This is a genomic window from Pseudoxanthomonas sp. PXM02 (genome assembly GCF_014851805.1).
GTDB lineage: Bacteria > Pseudomonadota > Gammaproteobacteria > Xanthomonadales > Xanthomonadaceae > Pseudoxanthomonas_A.
In genome coordinates this window covers 694,598-718,686 of record NZ_JACVAK010000001.1, presented here as the reverse complement: position 1 = coordinate 718,686, position 24,089 = coordinate 694,598, and the positions used below count along the sequence as shown (strand labels likewise).

Genomic DNA, 24,089 nt, shown 5'->3' with positions numbered 1-24,089 from the left:
AATCCATCTTGATCCTGCTTCTTCCGGAGCGCGCTAAAGCAACATGGACTCCGGCGTACGCCGGAATGACGATGGAAGGCGTGCGCGCGATCCCCATCACACCGACCGCAGGTACCACGCGTACTCCAGATCCGTCACCTCGGTGTAGAAGCTGTGCATCTCCTTGAGCTTCTGCTGGCCGTAGATGTGCCGGAACGATTCGCCGAACTGCTCGCGGATGAAGTCGCTGCCCATGAACGAGGCGATGGCTTCGCGCCAGTAGGGCGTGCGGATCTCGGTCTGGTCGTAGGCATTGCCGGTGATCGGCGGGCCGGGGTCGAAGCCCTGCTCGATGCCGTGCAGCATGCCGGCCAGCACCGCAGCGGTGACCAGATAGATGTTGGCGTCGGCACCGGCAATGCGGTGCTCGATGCGCGTGTTGGCCTCGTCGCTGTGCGGGATGCGCATGGCGACGGTGCGGTTGTTGTAGCCCCACACATCATTGAGCGGCACGAACGCATTCAGCACGAAGCGCCGGTAACTGTTGGCGTGCGGCGCGAACAGCAGCAGCGCGTCCTGGTCGCTGCGCTGCAGGCCGCCGATGGCGTGCTTCAGCGCATCCGCCGGCGCCGCCTGGGAGGAGGCGAAGATGTTGCGGCCCTCGGCATCCAGCACGCTGGCATGGATATGCATACCGCTGCCTGCCTGTTCGGCGAACGGCTTGGCCATGAAACTGGCCATCAGTCCCTGCTGCTGTGCGACGGCCTTGATGGCGCGCTTCAGGTAGATGGCGTCGTCGCAGGCGAGCAGGGCGTCGTCGCGATGCTTGAGGTTGATCTCGAACTGGCCGGGTGCGTACTCCGCCACGGCGGTGTCGGCGGGGATGCGCTGCGCGCGGCACGCGGCGGCGACCGCGTCGGTGAAGCCGCGGTAGTCGTTGAGGTCTTCCATGTAGTAGACCTGCGTACTGGTGTTGCGCTGTCCGGTGACCGGATTGATCGAGGTGCGCGGGCGGCCGGCGTCGTCCATGCGCTGGTCGAACAGGTAGAACTCAAGTTCCACCGCGACCACTGGCTTCAGGCCACGTGCGGCGTAGCGCGCCAGCACGCGCTTGAGCACTTCGCGTGGGTTGGCCTCGAACATGCCGCCCTGTGCGTCCTCCATGCTCAGCAGCAACTGCGCAGCCGGGCGGGGCGACCACGGCACCGGCCGCAGCGAGCCCGGCACAGGACGGCAGATGCGGTCCTCGTCGCCGATGTCGTAGCCCAGGCCGGTTTCTTCCACGGTGTTGCCTGTGATGTCGGTGGCGATCAGCGACATCGGCAGGCACACGCCGTCGCGGTACACCTTCTCCAATGCGTCGCGGGTGATGCGCTTGCCGCGCAGCAGGCCGTTCATGTCCGGCAGCAGCAGGTCGACCTGTTCGCAATCGGGGATTGCGGCCAGCGTCGCGGCGTCGTCGGCGGGCAGGGAAGGCGCAGCGGAATCGGGGCGCATGGTGGTCATCCTGGAGGCTGCGGCGCAGCTTAGCAGAGCGGTCGATGCGTCAAGAATACTCAACGGAAGAATTTCCGTAACCCACAGAAATGCCCGAAATTGGTGCCGCGGCGCACCATATGGACGCCGAAAATGTCATCTGGCGCCGTCGTGTTGTAAAAATAAAACGGCCGGGTTAACTTGCCTGCAAGCCATTCCGGGCTTCCTGCATGACCCCGCTGCCGCGGGTCGGTCTGCCGACCGACCACAAGCAAATCGGTGCGCATCCCTTCCTTGCCGTTGGCGAGAAGTACGTGCGCGCGGTGGTCGACGGGGCCGGCTGTCTGCCGTTGCTGATCCCCACGCTGGATCCGGTACTGCCGCTCCGCCAGGTGCTCGACGGTCTCGATGGCCTGCTGCTGACCGGCGCGGTCAGCAATATCGAACCGCATCACTACAGCAACGAGTCCAGCTACGAGGGCAACCTGCTGGATCCACGCCGCGACGCCACCAACCTGCCGCTGATTCCACTCGCGATCGAGATGGGTGTGCCGGTGCTGGCGATCTGTCGCGGCTTCCAGGAGGTCAATGTCGCGTTCGGCGGCACGCTGTACCAGAAGGTGCACGAGCAGCCGGGATTCCTGGACCACCGCGAGAACAAGGACGATCCGCTCGACGTGCAGTACGGGCCTGCGCACGGTGTCGCCTTGGTGCCCGGCGGCCTGCTGGCCACGCTGGTCGGCGACACGCAGGCCATGGTCAATTCACTGCACGGGCAGGGTGTACGCCAGTTGGGCGAAGGCCTCGTCGTCGAAGCGCAGGCACCGGACGGCCTGATCGAAGCGTTCCGCCACGATGGACCGGCCTTCATGCTGGCCGTGCAATGGCATCCGGAATGGAAGGTCATCGAGAACCCGTTCTACCTGGCGATCTTCCAGGCGTTCGGCAACGCGTGTCGTGCCCGTGCGGCGCGGCGGGGAGGTGGGGCGTGAAGCGGCGGCACCCCCCGCCATGGGAGGGCGGGCGCTGACGCGCCCGTGCTGCACGCGATCGGTGCAGTGCGCCGGCCTTTTCCTCCCAGGACCGTCTTTCCCATGAGCCAGAAACAATCCCAGCGAAAAACCAAGGCCAACACCGCCGAGCAATCCGAAAGCTCGCTGCGCCGCTGGCTAAAGGAACGCAGCATCACCGAGGTCGAGTGCCTGGTGCCGGACATCACCGGCAATGCGCGCGGCAAGATCATCCCGGCCGACAAGTTCAGCCACGACTACGGTACACGCCTGCCGGAAGGCATCTTCGCTACCACCGTCACCGGCGACTACCCGGACGATTACTACGAGCTGACCTCGCCGTCGGATTCGGACATGTTCCTGCGCCCCGATCCCGACACCGTGCGGATGGTGCCGTGGGCAGCAGATCCCACCGCGCAGGTGATCCACGACTGCTACACGAAGGAAGGCAAACCGCACGAACTGGCGCCGCGCAACGTGCTGCGCCGTGTGCTCGCCGCGTACGAGAAGGAAGGCCTGCGCCCGGTCGTCGCACCGGAGCTGGAGTTTTTCCTGGTACAGAAGAACACCGACCCGGACTTCCCGTTGCTGCCGCCCGCCGGTCGTTCCGGGCGCCCGGAGACAGCGCGGCAGTCGTATTCGATCGATGCGGTCAACGAGTTCGACCCGATCCTCGACCTGATGTACGACTACTGCGAGGCGATGGAGCTGGACGTGGATACGCTGATCCACGAGTCCGGCGCGGCGCAGCTGGAGGTCAACTTCACCCACCAGGATGCGCTGTCGCGCGCTGATCAGGTATTCCTGTTCAAGCGCACGATGCGCGAAGCGGCGTTGCGCCACGGCGTGTACGCGACCTTCCTGGCCAAGCCGATGGAGAACGAGCCCGGCAGCGCGATGCATATCCACCAGAGCCTGGTGGACATCAAGTCGGGCCGCAACGTGTTCGCCGGCAAGACGGAAGGCAAGGGCAGCAAGCTGTTCGGGCACTATCTGGCGGGCCTGCAGAAGTACGTGCCGATGGCGATGGCGTTCTTCGGGCCCAACGTCAATTCCTACCGCCGCCTGGCGCTGGGCCAGGTGGCCCCGATCAACGTGCAGTGGGGCTACGACAACCGCACCTGCGGCCTGCGCGTGCCGATGGACACGCCGGAGAACATGCGCGTGGAAAGCCGCTTCGCCGGTTCCGACGCCAACCCGTATCTCGCGATGGCCGGCACGCTGGCCTGCGGCCTGCTCGGCATCCGCGAACAGCTCAAGCCGACCGAACCGCTGGCAAGCAGTGCGCAGGACATCGGCTTCGAACTGCCGCGCTCGCTGGGCGAGGCGCTGGACGAACTGGAGGGCTGCAAGCCGCTGCAGGAACTGATGGGCGCCCGCTTCGTGCGTGCGTACGTCTCGGTCAAGCGCAAGGAGTACGAGACCTTCTTCCGCGTGATCAGTTCGTGGGAGCGGGAATTCCTGTTGTTGAATGTCTGATCCGTAACCTTTCCCAGATTCTTCCTGTGGGAGCGACGTCAGTCGCGATGAGGCTTTACCGGTAACCCATCGCGACTGACGTCGCTCCCACAACCGATCCTGATGTGGAGCTTCACATGACCCAACTCGACACCCGCACCCTGCAGAAGCTCGATGCCGAGCATCACCTGCACCCGTTCAACGACAACGCCGCGCTGGCGAAGAGGGGCACGCGCATCCTGACCAAAGGCGAGGGCTGCTACGTCTGGGATGCCGACGGCAACCAGCTGCTCGACGCGTTCGCCGGCCTGTGGTGCGTCAACATCGGCTACGGCCGCAAGGAACTGGGTGAGGTCGCGTCGAAGCAGATGACGCAGCTCGCCTACTACAACAGCTTCTTCCAGTGCACGACCGAGCCGACCATCGAACTCGCGGCCAAGCTGGCCGAGCTCGCGCCGGGGGATCTCAACCATTCCTTCTTCGTCAATTCCGGTTCGGAAGCCAACGACACCATCCTGCGCATGGTCCGCCACTTCTGGGCGGTGCAGGACAAACCGCAGAAGAACATCTTCATCGGCCGGCACGACGGCTACCACGGCACCACGATGGCCGGCGCCAGCCTGGGCGGCATGAAGGGCATGCACAAGCAGGGTGGCCTGCCTATTCCCGATATCCACCACATCGATGCGCCGTTCTGGTTCGCCGACGGCGGCGACCTGTCCGAGGACGAGTACGGCCTGGTCGCGGCTCGGCGGCTTGAACAGAAGATCCTCGAACTGGGCCCTGACCGCGTGGCCGCCTTCATCGGCGAGCCGATCATGGGCGCCATCGGCGTCTACATTCCGCCGATGACCTACTGGCCGGAGATCGAGCGCATCTGCCGCAAGTACGACGTGCTGCTGGTGGCCGACGAGGTCATCTGCGGCTTCGGCCGTACCGGCGAGTGGTTCGGCTCGCAGTACTTCGGCTTCCAGCCGGACATCATGCCGGTGGCCAAGGGCATCACCTCGGGCTACATCCCGCTGGGCGCGGCGATGTTCAACGACCGCGTGGCGAAGGTACTGAAGGAGCAGGGCGGTGAGCTGGCGCACGGCGCGACGTACTCCGGCCACCCGGTATGTGCGGCGGTGGCGCTCGAGAACATCCGCATCCTGCAGGACGAGAAGATCGTCGAGACCGCGAAGAACGACGTCGCCCCCTACCTGGCGCAACGCTGGGCCGAGCTCGGCGAACACCGCCTGGTCGGGCAGGCGCGCATCGCCGGCATGGTCGGTGCGCTGGAGCTGGTGCCCGACAAGGGCAAGCGTGCGTTCTTCCCGGAGCGCGGCACCGTCGGTCCGCGCTGTCGCGACCACGCACTGAAGCACGGGCTGATCCTGCGGGCGACCTGGGACGCGATGCTGCTGTCGCCGCCGCTGGTGATCACCCGCGCGCAGGTGGACGAGCTGTTCGACAAGACCTGGAAGGCGCTCAACGACACCGCGGCGGACCTCGGGATGTGACGTCGCCGCGCGGGACGTGCGCTGCGTCACAGCGTCGCGGCCCGGGCGTATGATGGTCCCATCCCCCTGTTCCTGTTCATGGAGAACCCGATGAAGCTCAAGACCCTCTCCGTCATGCTCGCCGCCGTCGTGCTGGCAGCCTGTGGCGGCAAGGACGACAAGGCGGCCGATGGCGCATCGTCGAAGGCGCTCAACGTCTACAACTGGTCCGACTACATCGCCGAGGACACCATCCCGAACTTCGAAGCGGCCACCGGCACCAAGGTGACCTACGACGTGTTCGACAGCGACGAGATGGTCGAGACCAAATTGCTGGCCGGCAGCAGCGGCTACGACGTGGTGGTGCCGTCGCTGAGCTTCCTCGGCCGGCAGATCCAGGCCGGCGTGTTCCTGCCGTTGGACAAGTCCAAGATTCCCAACCTGAAGAACGTCGACCCGAAGATGCTGGAGCGCATCGCGCTGCAGGATCCCGGCAACCAGTACGCCGTGCCCTATCTGTGGGGCACCAGCGGCATCGGCTACAACGTAGACAAGATCAAGGCGATCTTCGGCGACACCGCCGTGACGGGCAGCTGGGATGTGGTGTTCAAGCCGGAGAACGCGGCCAAGCTGAAGGACTGCGGCATCACCGTGCTGGACACGCCGTCGGAACTGATCCCGATCGCGCTGAATTACCTGGGCGAGGATCCGCACAGCTTCGATCCGGCGGTGATCGACAAGGCGGCGGCATTGCTGAAGTCGATCCGCCCGTACATCCGCAATTTCCACTCGTCCTCGTACATCAACGATCTCGCCAACGGCGACATCTGCCTCGTGGTCGGCTGGTCGGGCGACATCATCCAGGCACGCGACCGTGCTGCCGAGTCGGGCAATGGCGTGAACATCGCCTATTCGATCCCGAAGGAAGGCGCGCCGCAGTGGTTCGACATGCTGGCGATCCCGAAAGACGCCAAGAACGTCGACAGCGCCTACGCCTTCATCAACTACCTGCTGGACCCGAAGGTCGCCGCGGCCAATACCAACTTCGTGACCTATCCGAACCCGGTGCCGTCGTCGAAGCCGATGGTCGACAAGGTCATCGCGGACGATCCGACGATCTATCCGCCGGCGGACGTGGACGCGAAACTGTTCACCTTCGCGGTGTTGCCACCGGAAGTGGATCGCCAGTACACGCGCATCTGGACGGAACTCAAGACCGGGCGCTGAAACACAGGGGCGCGTGCCGTGACGGACGCGCCCTTCGTCATCGTGGCGTCCGCCCGTGCAAGCGGCAGGCGCCACCGGGGAGGGGAGAAGGGGAGCACGACGGCACGGAACCGGCCACAGCAATGACAGCATGCCCGCGGCGGCCACTGGCCGGTCCGGGACCACATCAAGCCGCCCTCGCGGGCCGAATGGAGAGAGATTGATGAAACTGCGCGTACTGGCAACCACCCTGGCCCTGTGTACCCTCGCCGCATGCGGCGGAAAATCCGGCAGTGAAGGCGGCGCCGATACGGGCGGTGCCAAGCAGGTCAACGTCTACAACTGGTCGGACTACATCGCCGAAGACACCATCCCGAACTTCGAGAAGGCCACCGGCATCAAGGTGACCTACGACGTGTTCGACAGCAACGAAGTGCTGGAGACCAAGCTGCTGGCCGGCAGCAGCGGCTACGACGTGGTCGTGCCGACGATGAACTTCCTCGGCCGCCAGATCCAGGCCGGCGTGTTCCTGCCGCTGGACAAGTCCAAGATCCCCAACTACGCCAACCTCGACCCGGCCATCATGAAGCGGCTGGAGAACCAGGACCCGGGCAACCAGTACGCCATCCCCTACATGTGGGGCACCACCGGCATCGGCTACAACGTCGACAAGGTCAAGGCTGCGTTCGGCAACACCGACATCGCCAACAGCCTGGACATCGTGTTCAAGCCGGAGAACATCAGCAAACTGAAGGACTGCGGCGTGACCTTCCTCGACACGCCGTCCGAAATCATTCCGATCGCGCTGAACTACCTGGGCGAAGATCCGAACAGCCAGGATCCGGCGGTGATCGACAAGGCGGCCGCGCTGCTGAAGACGATCCGTCCTTACATCACCAACTTCCACTCCTCGCAGTACATCGACGCGATGGCCAACGGCGACACCTGCCTGGTCGTCGGCTGGTCGGGCGACATCATCCAGGCGCGCGACCGTGCGGTCGACGCCAAGAACGGCGTCAACATCGCCTACGCGATCCCGAAGGAAGGCGCGCCGCAGTGGTTCGACATGCTGGCCATCCCGAAGGACGCCAAGCACCTCGACGAGGCCTATGCCTTCATCAACAACCTGCTCGATCCGCAGGTGATGGCCAACAACTCCAACTTCATCAGCTACCCGAACGCCATTCCGAAGGCGAAGGAACTGATGGACAAGGCGATCACCGAGGATCCGACGATCTATCCGACGCCCGAGGTGGAAGCCAAGCTGTTCACCTTCGCCATCATCCCGCCGGAAGTCGACCGCCAGTACACCCGCATCTGGACGGAACTGAAGACCGGCAAGTAAGCGCCGCAGCCGGGACGGACGCCGTCCGTCCCGGTGGCCGGAGATCGCAGACGCATATCCATGCCGGTGCCCGTGCGGCCCGGCGAGCAGGGGACCCCCATGGCGGCAGAACAGGGCAACGGCGCGGCACAGAACGGCAAGGCGAACGCACAGGAGTATCTGCGCATCGTCGACGTCCGCAAGGAATTCGACGGCTTCGTGGCGGTGGACGACACCAACCTGACCATCCGCAAGGGCGAGATCTTCGCGCTCCTCGGTGGCTCGGGCAGCGGCAAGTCCACGCTGCTGCGCTGTCTGGCGGGGTTCGAGAAGCCGTCCTCGGGCAAGATCTACCTGGACGGGCAGCTGCTCAACGATCTGCCGCCCTACGAGCGTCCGCTCAACATGATGTTCCAGTCGTATGCGCTGTTTCCGCACATGACGGTGGAACAGAACATCGCCTTCGGCCTCAAGCAGGATGGCCTGTCCAAGGACGCCATCAAGAAGCGCGTCGAAGAGATGCTGGCGCTGGTGCAACTGGGCAAGCTGGCCAAGCGCAAGCCGCACCAGTTGTCCGGCGGCCAGCAGCAGCGCGTTGCGCTCGCGCGATCGCTGGCCAAGGGGCCGAAGCTGCTGCTGCTCGACGAGCCGATGGGTGCGCTGGACAAGAAATTGCGCTCGCAGATGCAACTCGAACTGGTCAGCATCATCGAGAAGTCGGGCGTGACCTGCGTGATGGTCACCCACGACCAGGAAGAGGCCATGACCATGGCTACCCGCATCGCGCTGATGGACCAGGGTTGGATCCGCCAGGTCGGCACGCCGGACGAGATCTACGAGCAGCCGACCAGCCGCTTCGCCGCCGAGTTCATCGGCTCGGTGAACCTGATCGAGGGCGCGGTGGAAGAGGACGAGGCGAATTACGTCACCATCCGCTCGCCGCAGCTGCCGGATCCGATCTACATCGGCCACGGCATCTCGGGATTCGAAGGGCAGGAAGTCGGGTTCGCTGTGCGGCCGGAGAAGCTGGGCATCGGCAAGCAGGAGCCCGAGCAGCCACACAACAAGGCCAAGGGTGTGATCGAGGACATCGCCTATTTCGGCAGTCATTCGGTCTACCACGTACGCCTGCCGAGCGGCTACAAGTTCATGGCCAACTTCGCCAACGTGCAACGCTGGGCGAGCGAAGGGCTCACCTGGAACGATGAAGTCTGGGTGTGGTGGGGCGACAACGACGGCGTGGTGCTGACCTCATGAACATCCTCCGTTCCCTGGGCAAGCGCCTGCCGGGGCCACGCTGGGGCGTGATCTCGGTGCCCTATGTCTGGCTGCTGCTGTTCTTTGCCATTCCGTTCCTGATCGTCCTGAAGATCTCGTTCTCCAAGCTCGCGATCGCGATGCCGCCGTACACGCCCATCCTCGAGTACATCGACGAGGCGTTGACGCTCAAGCTCAACCTGGGCAACTACGCGGCGCTGTTCACCGATTCGCAGTACGTGGCGGCTTACCTCAGTTCGATCAAGATCGCGGCCATCTCCACCTTCCTCGCGCTGCTGGTGGCTTACCCGATCGCCTACGTGATCGCGCGGATGCCGCCCTCGTCGCGCAACATCGCGATGATGCTGGTCGTGCTGCCGTCGTGGACGTCGTTCCTGATCCGCGTCTACGCCTGGATCGGCATCCTCAAGAACAACGGCCTGCTCAACAACCTGCTGATGAAGATCGGCATCATCGATGAGCCGTTGCAGATCCTGTACACGCCGCTGGCCGCGTACATCGGCATCGTCTACTGCTACCTGCCATTCATGGTGCTGCCGCTGTACACCAACCTGGTGAAGCACGACCACCGTTTGCTGGAAGCGGCCTACGACCTGGGCGCGAAGCCGTGGAAGGCGTTCTTCACCATCACGCTGCCATTGTCGAAGGCGGGCATCATCGCCGGCTGCATGCTGGTGATGATCCCGGCGGTGGGCGAGTTCGTCATTCCCGAACTGCTCGGCGGCCCGGACACGCTGATGATCGGCCGTGTGCTGTGGGGCGAGTTCTTCAACAACCGCGACTGGCCGGCGGCGTCGGCGGTAGCCATCGTCATGCTGATCCTGCTGCTGATCCCGATCGTGATCTTCAACCGGGTACAGCAGCGCGAGATGGAAGGGAGGCTGACATGAGCCGCGCCGGACAACGCGCCGTCAACTGGACGGTGCTCGGGCTGGGATTCGCCTTCCTCTACATCCCGGTCTTCATCCTGATGGTGTACTCCTTCAACGAGTCGCGCCTGGCCACGGTGTGGTCGGGCTTTTCGTTCAAGTGGTACGGCGAGCTGTTCCGCGACAAGCAGATGCTCGACGCAGCGTGGGTCAGCATCAAGGTGGCGTTCTGGACTGCGACCGCCGCGGTGGTGCTGGGCACGATGGCGGCGCTGGTGATGACGCGCATGCGGCGCTTCCCCGGCAAGACGCTGTTCGGTGCACTGATCACGGCGCCGCTGGTGATGCCCGAGGTGATCATCGGCCTGTCGATCCTGCTGATGTTCGTCTCGCTCGGGCAGGTCGTCGGGCTGCAGCCCCGCGGCATCCTGTCGATCTGGATCGCGCATGTGACGTTCACCCTGGCGTTTGTCACCGTGGTGGTCTCCTCCCGCCTGTCCGAACTGGACAAGTCGCTGGAAGAGGCCGCCATGGACCTAGGGGCGAACCGGATCAAGGTGTTCTTCCTGATCACGCTGCCGATCATCGCGCCGGCACTGGTCTCGGGCTGGCTGCTGGCCTTCACGCTGTCGCTGGACGACGTGGTGATCGCCAGCTTCGTCGCCGGTCCCAGTTCGACCACGCTGCCAATGAAGGTGTTCTCGTCGGTGCGCCTGGGCCTGAGTCCGAAGATCAACGCGCTCGCGACGCTGATGATCCTCGTGGTCAGCGCGGCCGCGTTCATCGGCTGGTGGTTCATGGCCCGCGAGGAGAAGCGGCGGCAGCGCGACATGCAACTGGCGTTGCAGGACAACGGTTAGCGCGACAGCTTCCGAACAGCCCGGAGTGAGGCCGTCGTCGCGTTTGCCGTCGTCCCGACGAAAGCCGGGATCCATCTTGATCTTGCCCTCGCTTTATCCGGCAGATTAGCGAGCAGCGGAATGGAAGCCGGCGTTGGAGGACAATGGTGAAGTCGGTGGCGCTCGCAGCATTCTTCTTCGCTTTGGCCGGTTGCGACGGGGATCTACGGCCGCTTCCCAAACTGAAGCAGTCGTGGACTGTGGAGGTTGCTGTTGTCGACGCGCAAAGTCGCGCTCCAGTTAAGAACCAAGCCGTCTCTGTGCATCGCTTCCAGCGGGATCGCTTTCCATGCATCGACTGCGACATTGAAACCATAGATTTCACACTCCTTACCGACGAGGAAGGAAAGCTCATGTTCTCGAGCGATCTCTCGGGGCAATGGGGAGTCGCGGTGCATGAGCCACCTCATGGTCTGTGCCCTGAATCGGCTAGCCTTGGCTTGGTGTCGTCCGGAGTCAGGGAAGTCGTGCTGGAGCTTGGACGGGGGCCGTGCAGGGTTGTCCTCTAGAAAATGATTCAAGCTGACGCCTCTTCCTGGCGCGGTCCAGTCCAGGCATCCCGCGGGATGACGAGTTTGTCCTGCGATGCGCCTGATCCTGGCCGCCACGGCGCCATAACGTTGCCGTCTCCAGAATTCCTTCAACATTCCGACGCACCTAGACCCGAACACCCATGACCGTCGAAACGATCAATCCCGCGACCGGCAAGGTCGATTACCGCCACGAACTGATGACCTCCGCGCAGGTGGACGCCTTGCTGGCGGCATCGCAGCAGGCATTCCCGGCGTGGTCCGCCCTGTCGCTGGCCGAGCGAGGCAAGGTCCTGCGTGCGGTCGGGGCGGAACTGCGCCGCCGACGCGACGACATCCAGCGCATCATGACCGCCGAGATGGGCAAGCTGCGCAAGGAGGCCTTGGCTGAAGTCGACAAGTGCGCCGGTGCCTGCGACTACTACGCCGACCACGCGGCCGACTATCTGCAGGACCAGCCGGTATCCACCGACGGTCAGCGCAGCTACGTGCGCTACGAGCCGATCGGCTGCGTACTGGCGGTAATGCCGTGGAATTTCCCGATCTGGCAGGTGTTCCGTTTCCTCGCGCCCGCCTTCATGGCCGGCAACGTGGCGGTGCTCAAGCACGCGAGCAACGTGCCGCGGTGCGCGGACGTGATCGCCGATGTGCTGACGGCAGCGGGATTGCCCGATGGCGTGTTCGGCGTGCTGCATATCGACAACGAACAGGCCGCCGAGGTCATCCGTGATCCGCGTGTCGTCGCGGTGACGCTGACCGGCAGCGAGCGCGCGGGCCGCTCCGTGGCGGCCAATGCTGGCAGCCAGTTGAAGAAAAGCGTGATGGAACTGGGCGGCAGCGATGCCTTCATCGTGCTGGACGATGCCGATCTGGAGAAGACGGTGGCCGGTGCGGTGGCCTCGCGCTTCGGCAACGCAGGACAGACCTGCATCGCGGCCAAGCGCTTCATCGTGCAGGACGGCATCGCGGACGAATTCGTGAAGCGCTTCGTCGAGGCCGCGGCGAAGTTGCAACTCGGCGACCCGCAGGATGATGCGACCACGCTGGCGCCGATGGCGCGCCAGGATCTGCGCGACGAACTGCACAAGCAGGTCCGGGCCAGTGTGTCGAAGGGCGCGAAGGTGCTGCTTGGCGGCGAGCCTGATGCGTCCCATGCCGGGTATCCGGCCTCGATCCTCGATGCGGTGGTGTCCGGCATGCCGGCCTACGAGGAAGAACTGTTCGGCCCGGTCGCCAGCATCCTGCGGGTGAAAGACGATGCCGAGGCCGTGCGTGTCGCCAACGACACCACGTTCGGACTGGGCGGCAGCGTGTGGACGAAGGATGTGGAGCGCGGCAACCGCATCGCACGCCAGCTGCAGGTCGGCGCAGCGTTCGTCAATGCGATCGTGCGCAGCGACGTGCGCCTGCCGTTCGGCGGCACCAAGCGCTCCGGCTTCGGTCGCGAGCTCGCCGAGCACGGCATCCACGAGTTCATGAACATCAAGTCGGTCTATATCGCTTGACCCAGTGACCAACGGCGGTCGTTTCCCCGCGATGCCTCCGACATAGTGTCTGCCTGCCGCGCCCAGCGCGGTCACGCCACCTGCGGGGAGTGCCACGATGCTGTTGCGCCGTTTCGCCTGGTGCCTGATGGCCCTGCTGGCTTTCGCTGTTGCCGGCTACGCGATCGCCATCTCGCTGGTCGACGACCTCCGCATGCCGCTGGTGCGTCAGTTGTTCGAGCTGCGACCCTGGTCGGCGTGGGGGCATTTCCTGGGTGGTGCGGTTGCCATCGCCGTCGGGGCCCTGCAGACGCATACCGGATTGCGCAACCGCTGGCCGGGCCTGCATCGATGGATGGGGCGCGTCTATGTCGTCGCGGTCGCTGCGGGCGGACTCGCCGCGCTGGCGATGGCGCCGCATGCGTCCACCGGCGCAGTCGCCGCGTTCGGCTTCGGCGCGCTGGCGGTCTGCTGGCTCGGCAGCACGGCGCTGGCGGTGATCGCGATCCGCCAAGGCCGCGTCGCCGACCATCGCGACTGGATGCTGCGCAGCTATGCGCTGACGCTGGCCGCGGTGACGCTTCGTCTGTACCTGCCGGCCAGCCAGATCGCGGGCATTTCCTTTCTCATCGCGTATCCGGCGATCGCCTGGCTGTGCTGGGTGCCGAACCTGCTTGTCGCCGAATGGATGACGCGGACGCGTCACGCAAGGACGATGCTGCCCGGTACCGCCTGACCGGTAACGGCGTGCGCATTTGCCGGCGCTGTTTACCCGCGGCCGACACGGCGCGGCAGAATCCCCGCTGCACCCATGCATGGAACGGATGGTTACGGTGGTTGCCGTTCCGAAGTGGCCATGCCGGTGCCATCTTGTCGGCAGTTGAATAGGAGGCGCCATGAGCACCCTGACCGAAACCACGCCCGCCCGCGTGATCCGCACGATCCGCGGCCGACCCACGTCCGATGGCGCCGGCGTCAAGCTGACGCGCGTGATCGGCGGCCCCGACCTGCCGGACCTGGATCCGTTCCTGCTGCTGGACGAGTTCGGCACCGACAAGGCCGAGGATTACCTCGCAGGCTTTCCCGAGCATCCGCACCGCGGCTTCGAGACGGTCACCTACATGCTCGATGGCCGCATGCGCCATCGCGACAACCATGGCAACGAAGGCCTGCTTACGCCGGGTGCGGTGCAGTGGATGACGGCCGGCCGTGGGCTGGTTCACTCGGAGATGCCCGAGCAGGAATCCGGCCGCATGCGCGGGTTCCAGCTGTGGGTGAACCTGCCCGCGCGCGACAAGATGACCGCGCCGAAGTACCAAGAGTTCGCGCCGGAGAAGATCCCGGTGGCGCATCCGGCCAAGGGCGTCGAGGTGAAAATCATCGCCGGCACGGTCGGCGACACGCAGGGTCCGATCTCGCAGCCGGCCACCGATCCGGTGTATCTCGATATCGCGCTGCAGCCGGGACATGCGTGGAACTACACGTTGCCCGTCGGCCACAACGCGTTCGCCTACGTCTTCGAAGGCGCGCTGACGGTGGGCGAGGGCGATGAGGCGCGCGCACTCGATACGCACGAGATGGGCGTGCTGGGCGGTGGCGACACGTTGCAGGTGCGGGCGGGCAGCAAGGCTGCGCGTCTGATCCTGGTCGCGGGGCGTCCGTTGCGCGAGCCGGTGATGCGCCACGGTCCGTTCGTCATGAATACGCGGCAGGAACTGATGCAGGCCTTCGTCGATTTCCAGGAAGGCCGCTTCTGAGATGGATGTGGCGGGACTTGGTCCCGCCCATTCCGGCGGTGATCAGTTGCCGGCGGAGAGCTGCGCGCCGGCGGTGCGCACGTCGAGCTGTTGCGCGAGCGAGATCAGCGAGCCCAGTTCTTCGGGCGAGGCGGCGTTGATCCACACCTGTGCGTAGCGGTCGTCGTCGTACTCGATCACGGTGATGCGTCGCGACGCCATCGCGGGCGCGGTTTCCTGACCGCCCAGATCGGGCCGGTACCAGTACATTTCTTCGCCGGAGAACGTGCTCTCCTCCTCACGCAGGCGTCGTTCCATGCGGATCTTGGGGTCGCGCGCAGTGAGCATGACGTTGAGCACCTGTCGGCCGTCGGCGGTGACTGCCTTGCAGGTGATGAACGTGGTATCGACGCGCTGTTCCCAGGTCAGGCCGGCGCTGGCCGGCAGGGTGGGGCACGCAGGCGCAGTCTGCGCCCATGTGGCAGCGGAAAAGAGGCTGAGGCCAACAGCAATCACGGTCTTCATGTCATCCCCTGGATCGAACGCCCGGACATGGGCGGTGCCGCGTCGTCCGCGCACCGCGGTGGACCCGGCGGGTCCGGCATCATCCCCTTGCATTCCACGGCGTCGGCTGCCTTTTCCCCGGCAGTTGTCCCGACCTTAGCCCATGCTGCGTCGCAAAACAACGCGCCACGCACGCGAACGGCGACCCCAGTCACACCGCCTGTCACAGCAGAACGGTACCCGGCGTGGCCGGGCACCGGTAGCGCCTGTCAATCGCGATCCCGACCCAGCCAGCCGTACAGCATGCCGCCGATGAGGCCACCGAGGATCGGTGCCAGCCAGAACAGCCAGAGCTGCCCGACTGCAGCGGGACCGGCGAACATGGCCACGGCGGTGGAGCGCGCCGGGTTTACCGACGTGTTGGTCACGGGGATGCTGATCAGGTGGATCAGGGTCAGCGCCAGGCCGATGGCGATCGGCGCGAAGCCCGCCGGTGCGCGGCCGTGGGTCGACCCCATGATGACGATCAGGAAGAACGCGGTGAGCACCACTTCGGTCAGGAACGCGGCTGCGACGCTGAATCCGCCGGGCGACATCGCCCCGTAACCATTGCTGGCGAACGCGCCGGCCGCATTGGGGTCGACCGCGAAACCCGGCTGGCCGCTGGCGATCTGCCAGAGGATGAAGCCGGCGGCGAGGCCGCCGACGACCTGCGCCACCACGTAGGGCACCAGTTCCTTCGCCTGGAAACGGCCGCCAGCCCATAGGCCGATGCTGACCGCCGGGTTGAAGTGACCGCCCGAGATATGGCCGAACGCGTACGCACCGGTCAGCACCGTCAGGCCGAAGGCCAGCGACACGCCCAGCAGGCCGATGCCCAACGGGTTGCCGTCGCCACCGAACTTCGCCGCCAGCACCGCGCTGCCGCAGCCGCCCAGCACCAGCCAGAATGTCCCCAGGAACTCTGCCGCGAGTTTCTTCGCCATGCTCATGCCCGCCCCTTCGATATGTGCGCGCCGTCACGTGACGGCGCGCGCACGATAGCGGAAGGCCTTCGTGGCAGGTGTTTGCTTTGCGTTACGCAGCGCGCTTCAGGGCGCCAATGTAGTAAATCTCACATTTACGCGCCGATGGACGGTGGATTTACCGCTCCGGCAGCGGAATGAATTCGGTTTCGCCGGGGACGTGGCCGAAACGGCCTTCCAGCCAGTCCTGCTTGGCCTGCTCGATCCGCTCCTTGGAACTGGACACGAAGTTCCACCACAGGTGGCGGGGCGCATCCAGCGGCTCGCCGCCGAGCAGCATGCCCTTCACCGGCGTCTTCGCGCGCAGCACGGGACGGCTGCCGCGATCGAACACCACCAGGTGCTTCTCCGGGATGTCGGCGCCATCGACCTGCGCTTCACCCTCCAGGATGTAGAGCGCACGCTCCGCGTGGCCGCCATCGATCTCGAGTTCGGCATCCGGCTGCAGGTCGACGGCCACGTTGAACGTGCCGCTGAACACCTTCACCGGCGATTCCTCGCCGTACGCGCGACCGGCGATCACGCGCAGCCGCGTACCGGCGCGCTCGATCAGCGGCAGCGTTGCCGCAGTGTGGTGGTGGAACTCCGGCGCGACCTCTTCCGCGGAGGTCGGAAGCGCGACCCACGTCTGCATGCCGTGCACATTGTGCTGGCCGGCGCGCACGTCGCCGGGGGTGCGTTCGGAGTGTGCGATGCCGCGGCCGGCGGTCATCCAGTTGACGTCGCCCGGCGTGATCACCTGTTCCGATCCCAGTGTGTCCTTGTGGTGGATCGCGCCCGACCAGAGATAGGTCACCGTGGCCAGGCCGATGTGCGGGTGCGGACGCACATCGATGCCGGTGCCGGGTTCGAACACGGCCGGGCCCATGTGGTCGACGAACACGAACGGTCCCACGCTGCGTGCCTGCAGGCTGGGGACGGCGCGGCGCACGTTGAAGCCGCCGCCGAGGTCGTGCACGCGGGGCGCGATGATCGTGGTCATGGGCAGGTCCTCCGGAAGGTGGGCGAAGCATCGCACGGGACATCGGCGATGCCGGCGACGGGAAGGAAACGGATTGTTGCGTGCCGACGCCTGCCGCGTCAGTGGACGATCGTGCTCAAGGTGTCGGCGCTGCGCCGTAGCGCTGTACCTCCAGCGTGGCCTTGCCATCGGCACCGATGCGGACGACGGAGAAGCGGTCGTACTCGGTGTCGTCCATCGGTGCGGCCACGCATGCGCACAGCGCCGACACCAGATCGGGCACGGTATTGCTGTGGCCAACGACGAGCACCGTGCCGGCACGATGAGCCTGTTTCCATTGCGCCGCGATCTCGCTGGCCGGACCGCGTGCGTAGTACGCCGTGACCGGCAGTGCATGGGCATCGGCGGCCGGTTGCGCGGTCTGCTGGGTGCGGCGGAACTCGGTGGCGTACGCGGCCACCAGGGGTGCATCGCGCAGGCGTTCGGCCAGGGCGGCGGCGCGAGCCTGGCCGCGGGCGGAGAGACGGGGGTTCTCGGGATCGTCGGTGGCCTTCTCGGCGTGCCGCACCACCACGAAGGTCAACGGTGTTGCGGTGTCGCGCGGTGTCGTGGTGGTGCAGGCGGCCAGCGATCCCAGGAGCAGCACCACGAACACACGGAGAAGGGCGGGCAAGCGCATGGCGGTCACGGCGTCTGGACGGGACCGGGAGCGTGCTACGCCAATGGCCCCCGCGCAAGCGCCGTCCTCACGGGATCACGGCTACGATGTATTCACGGTTTGCGGAGTGGGGGCAACATGCGCAAGTGGCTGCGAAGGCTGGGCATCGCCCTGGTGATCCTGGTGGTGGCGTCCGGCGTGGCGCTGTACAGCTACGGCCGCTTTGCCGAAGGTGCGCGCGGACCGGCCTCGTCGGCACTGCCGACGGCCGCCGATGCCACGGCGCTCGACCGCGCCATTGCCCCGTTGCTGCGTGCGCATGCCGGACAGAGCGGCATGGCGCTGCTATCGGACAACTTGGATGCCTTCACCGTGCGTGCCGCCACCGCTCGTGCCGCCGGACGCAGCCTGGACCTGCAGTACTACATCTGGAACCGCGACTTCACCGGCAACCTGCTGAGTTATGAAGTGTTGCGCGCGGCTGATCGCGGCGTGCGCGTGCGCCTACTGCTGGACGACATGACCGCACACGGCAAGGACTCGCATCTGGCAGCGCTGGATGCGCACCCGAACATCGAGGTGCGGCTGTTCAATCCCTCGCGCAGCCGTGCCGGTGTGCTGGGCCGTGCGACGGAGATGCTGCTGCGGCCGATGGCGATGAACCGCCGCATGCACAACAAGGCCTGGATCGTGGATGGCCGCGTGGCGGTGGTCGGCGGTCGCAACGTGGGCGACGAGTATTTCGACGCCGCCTCGCAGACGAACTTTTTCGATCTCGACGCCGTACTGCTCGGGCCGGCCGTCGCGCAGACCTCGGCGATCTTCGACGATTTCTGGAACAGCGCCTCGGTGATCCCGCTGTCGGCACTGACGACCGCCGAGGACGGTGCGCTGGAGAAGCTGCGCGAGAACGGCGACGCCGGCTACCGGTCCACGCAGGCGGCGGAGTACGTCGCGCGGTTGCGCAGCTCGCCCGGCGTACGCGCGCTGGTGGGTGGCAATGCGCTGCATTGGCTGGACGAGGTGGGTGTGTACTCGGATCCGGCCGCCAAGGGCCAGGGCGAGGGGCAGGCGCAGTGGCTGGTGCATCGGCTGGGCAAGGCGATGGGCGAAGCGAAGCGCGAATTGCGGATCATCTCGCCTTACTTCGTGCCCGGCGACGAAGGCACGCGCTGGCTGGTCGGCAAGCGGGCGGAGGGCGTGGACGTCAGCGTGCTGACCAATTCGCTGGCCGCGAACGACGTGATGGCCGTGCATGGCGGCTATGCGCCTTATCGGCTCCCATTGCTGCAAGGGGGCGTGGAGTTGTTCGAACTGATGCCGCACGGCAGGCAGGACAGCAGCCTGTTCGGCTCCAGCGGTGCGAGCCTGCACACCAAGGCGTTCGCCGTTGACGGCGAGGGCGGCTTCATCGGTTCTTTCAACCTCGATCCGCGCTCGGTGAACCTCAACACCGAGATGGGCATCCTGTTCCGCGACCGCAATGCGGCGACGGCCCTGCTGCGCAGTTACGAAGCGAAGATCGCCGCCGACCGGAGTTACCGCGTGCGCCTGCAGGACGGCGCGCTGCGCTGGGAGGACGCGTCGCAACAACCGCCGCGCGTCTGGGATCGCGAACCGGAGGCCAGCGTCTGGCGGCGGTGGACCGCGCACGCGGTCGGCTGGCTGCCGGTGGAGTCGCAGTTGTAGCGGTCAGGCCTCGCGCAGCGAGGCGTCACGCATCAGCCGCTCGAACACGCGGAACACGTCCGCATCGATCTTGTCGTCCTGCTCCGCATGCAGGATGCGCATGGCGGTGTCGTGCGCGCGTCCTTCGGCATAGGGGCGGCGGGTGGTCATCGCGTCGTAGCTGTCGGCCACGCGCAGGATGCGTGCACCCAACGGAATCGCCGCCCCCGCCAGTCCATCGGGATAGCCCGAGCCATCGACCGCTTCATGGTGGTGGCGGATCAGCGCGGACACCGTGCCGGCGTGGCGGTGTCCGCTGGCCAGGAAGATCCGCTCGCCCAGCGCGCTATGTGCCTGGATCGACGGCCAGTCCTCGTCGGCGATCGGGCCGGTGTGCAGCAGCACGCGGTCGGGCACGCCGATCTTGCCGACGTCGTGGAAGTACGCCGCCAGTTCCAGCTGCTCCAACTGGTCCGCATCCAAGTCGAAGCATTGGCCCAGCGCCCGTGCGATGCGGCCCGTGCGGTCGCAGTGACCGCGCGTGTAGGCATCGCGAACCTCGATCGCCAGCGCCAGCGATTCGAGGGAGCAGGCGATGTCGCTGAAGTCCGGCGCGGGATCGAAGGTCACGGGCGTTCTCGGGCGAGGTGGCGTGGAGGGGAACTCGGGTGCGCTGGCTCAGCCCGGCGCCAGCGTCATCAGCAATGCCTTGGCCGCATTGAAGCGGTCCGGCGCGTCGGGCAGCGGCACCTTGATGCGCAGTTTGTCCGGGCCGTCCATGGTGTAGAGCTTCGGCTGCTTCTGGATCAACTGGATCACCGCCATCGGGTCGATCTTCGGCTTGGCCTCGAACACGATGCGCCCCCCGTGCTCGCCCAGCTCCAGCTTGCGGACGCCCATCTCGTTCGCGGCCAGCTTCAGTTCCGCCGTGGCGAACAGGTACTTGGCCGGATCCGGCAGCAGGCCGAAGCGGTCGATCATCTCGACCTGCAGATCACGCAGTTCCTCCTTGTCGCGCGCGCTGCTGATGCGCTTGTACAGCGTCAGTCGCGTGTGCACGTCGGGCAGATAGTCGTCGGGGATCAGCGACGGCACGTTCAGTTCGACCTCGGCGCCGCGACGCTCCTGGCCCAGGTCGACATCGGGCAGGTGGCCGGCCTTGATGGAGCGCACGGCGCGTTCCAGCAGCTCGGTGTACAGACTGAAGCCGACCTCGGCCATCTGGCCACTCTGGTCCTCGCCCAGCAGTTCACCCGCGCCGCGGATCTCCAGATCGTGCGTGGCGAGGGTGAAGCCCGCGCCGAGTTCGTCCATCGAGGCGATCGCTTCCAGCCGGCGCTGCGCATCGGCGGTGATGCTGCGCTTGTCCGGCACGACGAGGTAGGCGTAACTGCGGTGATGCGAACGACCCACGCGGCCGCGCAGCTGGTGCAGCTGCGCCAAACCGAACTTGTCGGCGCGGTTCATGATGATGGTATTGGCATTGGGGATATCGATGCCCGACTCGATGATGGTCGTGCACAGCAGCACGTTAAAACGCTGCTTCTGGAAATCCAGCATCACCTGTTCCAGCTCGCGCTCGGGCATCTGCCCGTGCGCCACGCCGATGCGCGCTTCCGGCACCAGCTCCTGCAACTCGCGCTGCATGCGCCCGATGCTCTCCACGTCGTTGTGCAGGAAGTACACCTGACCGCCGCGCGACAGTTCGCGCTGGAAGGCTTCCTTCAGCAGCGCCGCGTCCCACGGCGTGACGAAGGTCTGCACTGCCATGCGGTTGGCCGGCGGCGTGGCGATGATGGACAGATCGCGCAGGCCGGCCATCGCCATGTTGAGCGTGCGCGGAATCGGCGTGGCCGTCAGCGTCAGCAGGTGCACGTTGGCGCGCAGCGCCTTCAATGCTTCCTTCTGGCGCACGCCGAAGCGCTGCTCCTCGTCCACGATCACCAGGCCGAGATCCTTGAACTTCACGTCCGGCTGCAACAGGCGGTGCGTGCCGACGATGACGTCCAGCTTGCCCTCGGCCAGTTTCTCCAGTTCGGCCTTGATCTCCTTGGCGGTCTTGAAGCGCGACAGCACTTCGACCTTCAACGGCCAGTCGGCAAAGCGGTCACGGAAGTTGCGGTAGTGCTGCTCGGCCAGCAGCGTGGTCGGCACCAGCACGGCCACCTGCTTGCCCGCGCTGGCGGCGGCGAAGGCCGCGCGCACGGCGACTTCGGTCTTGCCGAAACCGACGTCGCCGCAGACCACGCGATCCATCGGCTGGCTGCTGGCCAGGTCGCGGATCACCGACTCGATCGCATGGTGCTGGTCGGGCGTTTCCTCGAACGGGAAGCCGGCCGCGAACGGTTCGTACATCGCGCGGTCCAGATGCAGCGCCAGACCCGCACGGGCCTGCCGGCGTGCCTGGATTTCCAGCAGTTCGGCGGCGACGTCGCGGACCTTCTCGGCCGCCTTCTTCTTCGCTTTCGCCCAGGCTTCGCCACCGAGAGAATGCAGCGGTGCGGTTTCCACCGACGCGCCCGAGTAGCGGCTGATCAGGTGCAGCTGCGCGACCGGCACGTACAGGCGGTCGCCCTTGGCGTATTCGATCTCGAGGAACTCGCCGGGCATGCCGCCCACGTCCATCGCAATCAGACCGCGGTAGCGGCCCACGCCGTGATCCTCGTGGACGATCGGCGCACCTTCGGTCAGCTCGCCCAAGTCGCGGATGATCGCTTCCGGCTCGCGGCCGGTGCGCTTGCGCCGGTGCGCCTGCGTGGCGCGTTCCGGGAACAGCTGGCGCTCCGTCAGCACCGCGATGCGCGGATCGTCCAGCGCGAAACCATCGGCCAGGGGCGCAACGGCGATGGCGAAGCGTTCGCTGCCGGCGCGGAACGCGATGAAGTCGGTGGCCACGACCGGCTTCAATTCCGCCGCCTGCAACACTTCCAGCAGTGCTTCGCGACGACCGGGCGAATCCGCCGCGATCAGTACGCGCCCCGGGTAATGGCCAAGGAACGACTTCAGCGCGTCGCCGGCGGGCGCGTCCTTCGCCGCGACGGGCAACGGCGGTAGCGGCTGATCGCCCAGCGGCAGCGCATCGGCGTGGCGGCTGTGCTGTGTGCTGCAGACCTCGATGCGGTCACGCTGGTTGAGCTGTTCGCGCAGCGCGTCGGGCGGCAGGTACAGCTCGTCCGGCGGCAGCAGGGGGCGCTCGATGTCATGGCGACGCTGCTCGTAGCGGTTGCGCGTTTGCGCCCAGAACGCTTCGGCGGCTTCGCCGAAACCATCGGTCAGCAACGGCAACGCGTTCTTCCGCAGGTAGTCGAACAGGGTCGAGGTCTGGTCGAAGAACAGCGGCAGGTAGTACTCCACGCCGGCCGGCGCCAGCCCGGACTTCAAGTCCTGGTACAGCGCGCTGCGCCGCGTGTCCACATCGAAGCGGTCGCGCAGCAGGGTCATCGCACGCTCGACCGCGCGCTCATCCAGCGGCACTTCGCGGCCGGGCAGCAGCTGCACGGCGTCGGTCCGGTCGAGCGAACGCTGGCTCTCCGGGTCGAAATGGCGGATCGAGTCGATGGTGTCGTCCAGCAGCTCGATGCGCAGCGGCGCGTCGGCGCCCATCGGGTAGACGTCCAGCAGGCCGCCGCGCACGGCGAAGTCGCCCGGGTCCAGCACCTGCGGCACGTGCCGGTAGCTGGCCGCTTCCAGCCGGCGCTTCTCGGCGTCGAAATCCAGTCGCTGGCCGACCCGGTAATCGAAGCTGCCGCCGACGATATGGCGCAGTGGCGACAGCCGCTGCATCAGCGTCTGCACCGGCACGATCACGATGCCGCGCGCCAGCGTGGGCAGGCGGTGCAGCGCGGCCAGGCGCTGCGAGACGATGTCGGGGTGGGGGCTGAACTGGTCGTAGGGCAGGGTTTCCCAGTCGGGGAACGGCACGACCGGCAGATCGGGCGCATTGCCCAGCAACGTATGCAGGTCGGCCTCGATCTGGTGCGCCTCATGGTTGTCGCGCGCGACCACCAGCAGGGGGCCGTCATGCGCACGCGCGGCGGCGGCGATCGACCACGCCAGTGCAGTTGGCGATGCGGGCGCGCGCCACCAGGCACGGGACTGGCCGCCACGCGGCAGGGGAGGGATGGGCAGGTCGGAGTTCTTGGCGTCGGTCATGGGCACACAAAACAACGGCAGCGCCGGACACCGTGGGGTGCCCAGCGCGAGGGACGCGCAGTTTACCAAGCCGGCCCCGGCCGGCCCGTCACGACAGGGAACGGATCATTCCGCGGTCAGCGGATCGATCACTTCGGCGACCAGGGAAATGCGGTCGACGGGAAAGCCGCCGCGGCGCGAATGCTCGAGGACAAGGTCCTCGTTCGGCGCGCGGTAAACGCAATAGATCCTGTCATCGGTGACGTAGCTGTGTTCCCACTGCACCTGCGGACCCAGCTCCGCCAGCACGCGGCACGAGGCCAGCGAAACGGCCTTCAGCTCGGCGGGCGTCATCAGGCCTGCGCCTTCGATGTCGCGTTCGATGACATAGCGGGGCATGACCGCCTCCCGG

The 24,089-nt window shown here is 66.1% G+C and carries 20 protein-coding genes; 12 read left to right on the top strand and 8 right to left on the bottom strand.

Annotated elements, in window-relative coordinates:
* Positions 1-96 precede the first annotated feature (96 nt).
* Positions 97-1,476: a glutamine synthetase family protein gene (locus tag IB225_RS03380; RefSeq protein ID WP_192309731.1), complete on the bottom strand. Its 1,380-nt coding sequence runs from the start codon at positions 1,474-1,476 to the stop codon at positions 97-99.
* Between the two features lie 209 nt (positions 1,477-1,685).
* Between IB225_RS03380 and IB225_RS03375 the strand changes: the two genes are divergently transcribed.
* The 11 genes from IB225_RS03375 to IB225_RS03325 all read left to right on the top strand — a co-directional run bounded on the left by IB225_RS03375 (position 1,686) and on the right by IB225_RS03325 (position 14,751).
* Entirely contained in the window at positions 1,686-2,447 is a 762-nt protein-coding gene (locus IB225_RS03375; RefSeq protein ID WP_192309729.1) for a gamma-glutamyl-gamma-aminobutyrate hydrolase family protein, read from the top strand.
* 102 nt (positions 2,448-2,549) lie between these two features.
* Entirely contained in the window at positions 2,550-3,944 is a 1,395-nt protein-coding gene (locus tag IB225_RS03370; RefSeq protein WP_192309727.1) for a glutamine synthetase family protein, read from the top strand.
* A gap of 116 nt (positions 3,945-4,060) precedes the next feature.
* Complete coding sequence (locus IB225_RS03365) at positions 4,061-5,425, top strand: aspartate aminotransferase family protein (protein ID WP_192309725.1); 1,365 nt, start codon at positions 4,061-4,063, stop codon at positions 5,423-5,425.
* A 90-nt stretch (positions 5,426-5,515) separates the two neighbouring features.
* On the top strand, positions 5,516-6,631 hold the full coding sequence (locus IB225_RS03360) for a polyamine ABC transporter substrate-binding protein (RefSeq protein ID WP_192309723.1): 1,116 nt from the start codon (positions 5,516-5,518) through the stop codon (positions 6,629-6,631).
* Positions 6,632-6,833: 202 nt separating this feature from the next.
* Positions 6,834-7,955 (top strand): polyamine ABC transporter substrate-binding protein, encoded by a 1,122-nt coding sequence (locus IB225_RS03355; RefSeq protein ID WP_192309721.1) that lies wholly within the window; start codon positions 6,834-6,836, stop codon positions 7,953-7,955.
* 99 nt (positions 7,956-8,054) lie between these two features.
* Positions 8,055-9,191: a polyamine ABC transporter ATP-binding protein gene (gene potA / locus IB225_RS03350; protein ID WP_192309720.1), complete on the top strand. Its 1,137-nt coding sequence runs from the start codon at positions 8,055-8,057 to the stop codon at positions 9,189-9,191.
* The gene (locus tag IB225_RS03345) at positions 9,188-10,102 is read left to right on the top strand and encodes an ABC transporter permease subunit (RefSeq protein ID WP_192309718.1); all 915 of its coding nucleotides are present in this window, start codon (positions 9,188-9,190) and stop codon (positions 10,100-10,102) included. Before potA ends, IB225_RS03345 begins: the two co-directional genes overlap by 4 nt.
* The gene (locus IB225_RS03340) at positions 10,099-10,941 is read left to right on the top strand and encodes an ABC transporter permease subunit (RefSeq protein WP_192309716.1); all 843 of its coding nucleotides are present in this window, start codon (positions 10,099-10,101) and stop codon (positions 10,939-10,941) included. The genes IB225_RS03345 and IB225_RS03340 overlap by 4 nt, the downstream gene beginning before the upstream one ends.
* Positions 10,942-11,653: 712 nt before the next feature.
* Positions 11,654-13,015: an NAD-dependent succinate-semialdehyde dehydrogenase gene (locus IB225_RS03335; RefSeq protein WP_192309715.1), complete on the top strand. Its 1,362-nt coding sequence runs from the start codon at positions 11,654-11,656 to the stop codon at positions 13,013-13,015.
* A 97-nt stretch (positions 13,016-13,112) separates the two neighbouring features.
* Entirely contained in the window at positions 13,113-13,730 is a 618-nt protein-coding gene (locus IB225_RS03330) for a DUF2306 domain-containing protein (protein WP_192309713.1), read from the top strand.
* A 160-nt stretch (positions 13,731-13,890) separates the two neighbouring features.
* A complete protein-coding gene (locus tag IB225_RS03325; RefSeq protein ID WP_192309711.1) occupies positions 13,891-14,751 on the top strand; it encodes a pirin family protein in 861 nt (286 codons plus the stop codon).
* Between the two features lie 42 nt (positions 14,752-14,793).
* Here the strand turns inward: IB225_RS03325 and IB225_RS03320 are convergent, their stop codons facing one another.
* From IB225_RS03320 to IB225_RS03305, 4 genes are all read right to left on the bottom strand, one after another.
* Entirely contained in the window at positions 14,794-15,255 is a 462-nt protein-coding gene (locus IB225_RS03320; protein WP_192309709.1) for a hypothetical protein, read from the bottom strand.
* A gap of 248 nt (positions 15,256-15,503) precedes the next feature.
* On the bottom strand, positions 15,504-16,226 hold the full coding sequence (aqpZ, locus tag IB225_RS03315) for an aquaporin Z (protein ID WP_192309707.1): 723 nt from the start codon (positions 16,224-16,226) through the stop codon (positions 15,504-15,506).
* 151 nt (positions 16,227-16,377) lie between these two features.
* The gene (locus IB225_RS03310; protein WP_192309705.1) at positions 16,378-17,241 is read right to left on the bottom strand and encodes a pirin family protein; all 864 of its coding nucleotides are present in this window, start codon (positions 17,239-17,241) and stop codon (positions 16,378-16,380) included.
* 115 nt (positions 17,242-17,356) lie between these two features.
* Positions 17,357-17,899, bottom strand: a complete 543-nt coding sequence (locus IB225_RS03305) for a phosphoglycerate mutase family protein (protein WP_192309703.1) — start codon at positions 17,897-17,899, stop codon at positions 17,357-17,359.
* Between the two features lie 117 nt (positions 17,900-18,016).
* On the opposite strand from IB225_RS03305, the gene IB225_RS03300 reads away from it, so the two are divergent.
* The gene (locus IB225_RS03300) at positions 18,017-19,567 is read left to right on the top strand and encodes a phospholipase D family protein (RefSeq protein ID WP_192309702.1); all 1,551 of its coding nucleotides are present in this window, start codon (positions 18,017-18,019) and stop codon (positions 19,565-19,567) included.
* Positions 19,568-19,570: 3 nt separating this feature from the next.
* On the opposite strand, the gene IB225_RS03295 is transcribed toward IB225_RS03300, so the two are convergent.
* From IB225_RS03295 to IB225_RS03285, 3 genes are all read right to left on the bottom strand, one after another.
* Positions 19,571-20,176, bottom strand: coding sequence for an HD domain-containing phosphohydrolase (locus IB225_RS03295; RefSeq protein WP_192309701.1), 606 nt, complete (start codon positions 20,174-20,176; stop codon positions 19,571-19,573).
* A 48-nt stretch (positions 20,177-20,224) separates the two neighbouring features.
* Positions 20,225-23,698, bottom strand: coding sequence for a transcription-repair coupling factor (gene mfd, locus IB225_RS03290; protein ID WP_192309700.1), 3,474 nt, complete (start codon positions 23,696-23,698; stop codon positions 20,225-20,227).
* 105 nt (positions 23,699-23,803) lie between these two features.
* Positions 23,804-24,076, bottom strand: a complete 273-nt coding sequence (locus tag IB225_RS03285; protein ID WP_192309699.1) for a DUF4242 domain-containing protein — start codon at positions 24,074-24,076, stop codon at positions 23,804-23,806.
* Positions 24,077-24,089: the final 13 nt, after the last annotated feature.

What these genes read in the sequence shown, in the direction of transcription:
- IB225_RS03310 (WP_192309705.1), bottom strand. Translation starts at nt 17,241, where the DNA reads ATGACCACGATCATCGCGCCCCGCGTGCACGACCTCGGCGGCGGCTTC.
- IB225_RS03380 (WP_192309731.1), bottom strand. Translation starts at nt 1,476, where the DNA reads ATGCGCCCCGATTCCGCTGCGCCTTCCCTGCCCGCCGACGACGCCGCG.
- potA (WP_192309720.1), top strand. Translation starts at nt 8,055, where the DNA reads ATGGCGGCAGAACAGGGCAACGGCGCGGCACAGAACGGCAAGGCGAAC.
- IB225_RS03325 (WP_192309711.1), top strand. Translation starts at nt 13,891, where the DNA reads ATGAGCACCCTGACCGAAACCACGCCCGCCCGCGTGATCCGCACGATC.
- aqpZ (WP_192309707.1), bottom strand. Translation starts at nt 16,226, where the DNA reads ATGAGCATGGCGAAGAAACTCGCGGCAGAGTTCCTGGGGACATTCTGG.
- IB225_RS03330 (WP_192309713.1), top strand. Translation starts at nt 13,113, where the DNA reads ATGCTGTTGCGCCGTTTCGCCTGGTGCCTGATGGCCCTGCTGGCTTTC.
- IB225_RS03300 (WP_192309702.1), top strand. Translation starts at nt 18,017, where the DNA reads ATGCGCAAGTGGCTGCGAAGGCTGGGCATCGCCCTGGTGATCCTGGTG.
- IB225_RS03335 (WP_192309715.1), top strand. Translation starts at nt 11,654, where the DNA reads ATGACCGTCGAAACGATCAATCCCGCGACCGGCAAGGTCGATTACCGC.
- IB225_RS03365 (WP_192309725.1), top strand. Translation starts at nt 4,061, where the DNA reads ATGACCCAACTCGACACCCGCACCCTGCAGAAGCTCGATGCCGAGCAT.
- IB225_RS03360 (WP_192309723.1), top strand. Translation starts at nt 5,516, where the DNA reads ATGAAGCTCAAGACCCTCTCCGTCATGCTCGCCGCCGTCGTGCTGGCA.
- IB225_RS03320 (WP_192309709.1), bottom strand. Translation starts at nt 15,255, where the DNA reads ATGAAGACCGTGATTGCTGTTGGCCTCAGCCTCTTTTCCGCTGCCACA.
- IB225_RS03305 (WP_192309703.1), bottom strand. Translation starts at nt 17,899, where the DNA reads ATGCGCTTGCCCGCCCTTCTCCGTGTGTTCGTGGTGCTGCTCCTGGGA.
- mfd (WP_192309700.1), bottom strand. Translation starts at nt 23,698, where the DNA reads ATGACCGACGCCAAGAACTCCGACCTGCCCATCCCTCCCCTGCCGCGT.
- IB225_RS03345 (WP_192309718.1), top strand. Translation starts at nt 9,188, where the DNA reads ATGAACATCCTCCGTTCCCTGGGCAAGCGCCTGCCGGGGCCACGCTGG.
- IB225_RS03355 (WP_192309721.1), top strand. Translation starts at nt 6,834, where the DNA reads ATGAAACTGCGCGTACTGGCAACCACCCTGGCCCTGTGTACCCTCGCC.
- IB225_RS03285 (WP_192309699.1), bottom strand. Translation starts at nt 24,076, where the DNA reads ATGCCCCGCTATGTCATCGAACGCGACATCGAAGGCGCAGGCCTGATG.
- IB225_RS03375 (WP_192309729.1), top strand. Translation starts at nt 1,686, where the DNA reads ATGACCCCGCTGCCGCGGGTCGGTCTGCCGACCGACCACAAGCAAATC.
- IB225_RS03340 (WP_192309716.1), top strand. Translation starts at nt 10,099, where the DNA reads ATGAGCCGCGCCGGACAACGCGCCGTCAACTGGACGGTGCTCGGGCTG.
- IB225_RS03370 (WP_192309727.1), top strand. Translation starts at nt 2,550, where the DNA reads ATGAGCCAGAAACAATCCCAGCGAAAAACCAAGGCCAACACCGCCGAG.